General features: G+C 75.1%; 4 protein-coding genes and 1 pseudogene. 4 read left to right on the forward strand and 1 reads right to left on the reverse strand.

All coding sequences use genetic code 11. The annotated features are described in order from the left end of the window. The first annotated feature begins 223 nt into the window (after positions 1-223). Positions 224-628, forward strand: coding sequence for a YunG family protein (locus AB0J52_RS33105; RefSeq protein ID WP_500186796.1), 405 nt, complete (start codon positions 224-226; stop codon positions 626-628). Between the two features lie 28 nt (positions 629-656). Here the strand turns inward: AB0J52_RS33105 and AB0J52_RS33110 are convergent, their stop codons facing one another. Continuing rightward, a complete protein-coding gene (locus tag AB0J52_RS33110; RefSeq protein WP_500186797.1) occupies positions 657-1,394 on the reverse strand; it encodes a PaaX family transcriptional regulator C-terminal domain-containing protein in 738 nt (245 codons plus the stop codon). A 137-nt stretch (positions 1,395-1,531) separates the two neighbouring features. On the opposite strand from AB0J52_RS33110, the gene AB0J52_RS33115 reads away from it, so the two are divergent. From AB0J52_RS33115 to AB0J52_RS33125, 3 genes and pseudogenes are all read left to right on the forward strand, one after another. After that, positions 1,532-2,086: a PaaI family thioesterase gene (locus AB0J52_RS33115; protein WP_500186798.1), complete on the forward strand. Its 555-nt coding sequence runs from the start codon at positions 1,532-1,534 to the stop codon at positions 2,084-2,086. 5 nt (positions 2,087-2,091) lie between these two features. After that, positions 2,092-2,856 carry a crotonase/enoyl-CoA hydratase family protein gene (locus tag AB0J52_RS33120; protein ID WP_500186799.1) on the forward strand — a complete coding sequence of 255 codons (765 nt, stop codon included), beginning with the start codon at positions 2,092-2,094 and terminating at the stop codon, positions 2,854-2,856. Positions 2,857-2,934: 78 nt separating this feature from the next. After that, positions 2,935-3,342 (forward strand): annotated as a pseudogene (locus AB0J52_RS33125) (cytochrome P450); the annotation flags it as partial.

Genomic DNA, 3,342 nt, shown 5'->3' on the forward strand with positions numbered 1-3,342 from the left:
CGCAGCCGCGCCGCGTCCGCCGATCGTGTGACCCGCGAGCGAGAGCGCGGTGCAGGCGGCGGCGAGGAACAGTCCCCGCGCGCACCGCGGCGCCGCCGCCCCCGGAGTGGTCACGCCCCCACCCTAAGATCAACTCGCTCCGTTCCGCCGGTCACCCCCGCCGATACGCGGCTTCCGGGCCGACCGACCCGGGATGTCCGAGGCGCGTGCGAGGGTGGGCCGCATGCGCACGCTGACCCTGGATGAGATCACCAAGGCCCTGAGGGCGAGCTGGGCGGCCGACACCTGCTCCCCGGACGACCTGGAGCGCGCCCCCTGGACGCCGGACAATCCGGCCTGGGGGCACTGCGACATCACGTCCCTGGTGCTGAACGACTTCTTCGGCGGACGCCTCGTCCGTGGCGAGGTCTTCACCGCCGACGGCGACCCGGTCTGCATGCACTGGTGGAACCTGCTGGACAGCGGCGTCGAACTGGACCTGACCCACGAGCAGTTCCTGGACGGCCAGAAGGTCGTCCGGCAGGAGGTCGTCGAGCGCCCGCGCCCGTACCCGCGCTTCCGCAAGGACGAGTACCTCCTCCTCCGCGACCGCGTGGCCGAACGTCTCGGCTGGTACCCGCTGACCTGACCTTTCCGGGAAGGACGCCTCGGCCCGGTCAGGTGGTGGGGACGTGTTCGAGGATGAGGCGTTCGAAGGCGGCGGCCGAGGCGCGGTAGCGGTCGCGGAGGACCGGGCCCGGCCAGTCGGGCGGCAGGAGGTCGCCGGGCAGCAGCGGGTCGTTCAGCAGGTGGCGCTGGACGGCCGCCGAGACGGTGAACTGCTCCGCGAAGGTGTCGGCCGCGTCGAGGGCGTCCAGCAGGGCGCGGGCGGTGCCGGCCCAGGCCGGGAGGTCCCAGAGGGACGCGGCGAGGTCGGCGGCGGGCCGCTCGGGACGGCCGGTGAGCAGGACGCACTGGTCCTCGACGATCGCCGGGCGGGAGCGGGCGAGGTTGGCCGGGCGGAGCCAGGTGCCTTCGCGGAGCTCGGCGAGGCGCAGGTCGGACATGGCCTGGCGGAGGGCCGCGCGGGCGGCGGCGGGACGGCGCTCGGCGGAGACGACGGCGATCTCCCAGGTGCCGTCCCAGGGGCGGGTGCGGGGTTCGTGCGACTCGTCCTGGCGGCGCTGGCGGGAGAGCAGGCGGTCGGACAGGGCGTACGCGCCGTCGCGCTGGACGAGGTCGCCGGACGCGACCATGCGGGAGAGCGCGACCCGGACGGTGCCCTCGGCGATGCCGAACCGGTCGCCGACGCGCACGAGGTAGCGCGCCGGGAGCCGGGGCGGGTGCACGCCGAGGAGCGTGCTGAGCACGACGGACCGGGCGGTGAGGGGACGCAGTCCCAGGTGGTTCGACATCCTGGGCCGGACCCTACCCTGATTACAGGCTTCCGCCAGGCGTGGGCAGATTGTAATGTCCGATCCGGTGCCGGACGCGGCGCGGCCCCCTCGTACCCTGCGAGAGGTCACCGAACGATGCTCGGAGTGTGGTGCGCATGACGTCCTCCCCGTCCTCTCCGGCCTCCCCGGCCGCACGGCCGGGGCCCGCCTCGGCCCGGACCACGCCGCCGCCCGGCGCGGCCGTGCCCGCCCTCGCCGAGGGGCGCGCGGTGGTCGCGCTCGCCTCGCTGGCCGGGTTCGAGGGCTGCTTCGGCTGCGGCGCGGAGGCCGGGAGCGGGCTGCGGATCCGGCACACCGGGGTCGAGGACGGCGTCATGGCGTGCGAGTTCACCGTGCGGAAAGAGCACCAGGGGGCACCCGGGTTCTGCCACGGTGGGGTGCTCGCCACCGCGATGGACGAGGCGCTCGGCGGGGCCGCCTGGCTGCTCGGCAACCGATATGTCACCGGACGGCTCGAGACCGACTACCTGGCCCCGGTCCCGGTCGGCGCGGACGTCCACCTGCGCGCCTGGTGCACGGGTGTGGACGGGCGCAAGGCGTTCGTGGAGGGTGAGGCTCGGGTGGGCGGGCCGGACGGACCGGTCGCGGTCCGCGCCGCAGGCGTGTTCATCGAGGTTCCGCAGGAGCATTTCGTCCCGCAGGGGAGCTGATCGGCATGAGTGTCCGGGTGGAGCGTGACGGGCCCGTCACGACCGTGGTCCTGTCCCGGCCGGAGGTCCGCAACGCGGTGGACGGCCCCACCGCCGCCGAACTGGCGGCGGCGTTCCGGGCGTTCGACGCCGACGACGAGGCGTCCGTGGCCGTCCTGTGGGGGGAGGGCGGGACGTTCTGCGCGGGCGCCGACCTCAAGGGCATGGTGGAGGGCCGGGCGAACCGCGTCGCCCCGGACGGCGACGGCCCGATGGGCCCGACCCGGATGATGCTGTCCAAGCCGGTGATCGCGGCCGTCGCCGGGCACGCGGTCGCGGGCGGGCTGGAGCTGGCGCTCTGGTGCGACCTGCGGGTCGTGGAGGAGGACGCGGTGTTCGGCGTCTACTGCCGCCGCTGGGGCGTGCCGCTGATCGACGGCGGGACGGTCCGGCTGCCGCGCCTGGTCGGGACGTCCCGCGCGATGGACATGGTCCTCACCGGCCGTCCGGTGGACGCGCGGGAGGCGTTCGACATCGGGCTCGCCAACCGGGTCGTCCCGTCCGGGACGGCGCGCGCGGCGGCCGAGGAGCTGGCCGCCGCGCTCGCCTGCCTGCCGCAGGCGGCCCTGCGCGGCGACCGCCTGGCGCTGCTGCAGGGCGAGGGCCTGCCCGAACGCGAGGCGCTCGCCGTGGAGTACGAGCACGGCGCCGGGTCCCTGGAGGGGGCGCTGGCGGGGGCCGCGCGGTTCGCCGCCGGACGCGGCCGGCACGGGGACTTCTCCGACATCTAGGATCAAGATCAAGTTCGTTCGACGACGGCGACTCCGGCTTCCAGGTCCCGGGCAGGGACCGTCCCCCCGAGGAGCGAGATGACACTGACGGTAGGCGAGGCCGGCAGGGCCCTCGCGACCCCCGCCGCGTACGCCGACGAGGCGCGCTTCCACGAGGCGCTCGCGCTGCTGCGCCGCGAGTCGCCGGTGCACCGGGTCGAGCAGGACGGCTACAACCCGTTCTGGGCGGTCACCAGGCACGCCGACGTGCTGGAGGTCGAGCGCCGCCACGACCTGTTCCGGAACGCGCCGCGCCCGGTGCTCGGCACGGCCGAGTTCGACCGGATGAACAACGCGCGCATCGCCCAGGGCGCCGCGATGCGCACGCTCGTCCACATGGACGACCCCGACCACCGGGTCATCCGGGCGATCGGCGCGGACTGGTTCCGGCCCAAGGCGATGCGCGCGCTCGAACCGCGCGTGCGCGAGCTCGCCCGCCGGTACGTG

The sequence above is a fragment of the Spirillospora sp. NPDC049652 genome (assembly GCF_040675125.1).
Lineage (GTDB): Bacteria > Actinomycetota > Actinomycetes > Streptosporangiales > Streptosporangiaceae > Spirillospora.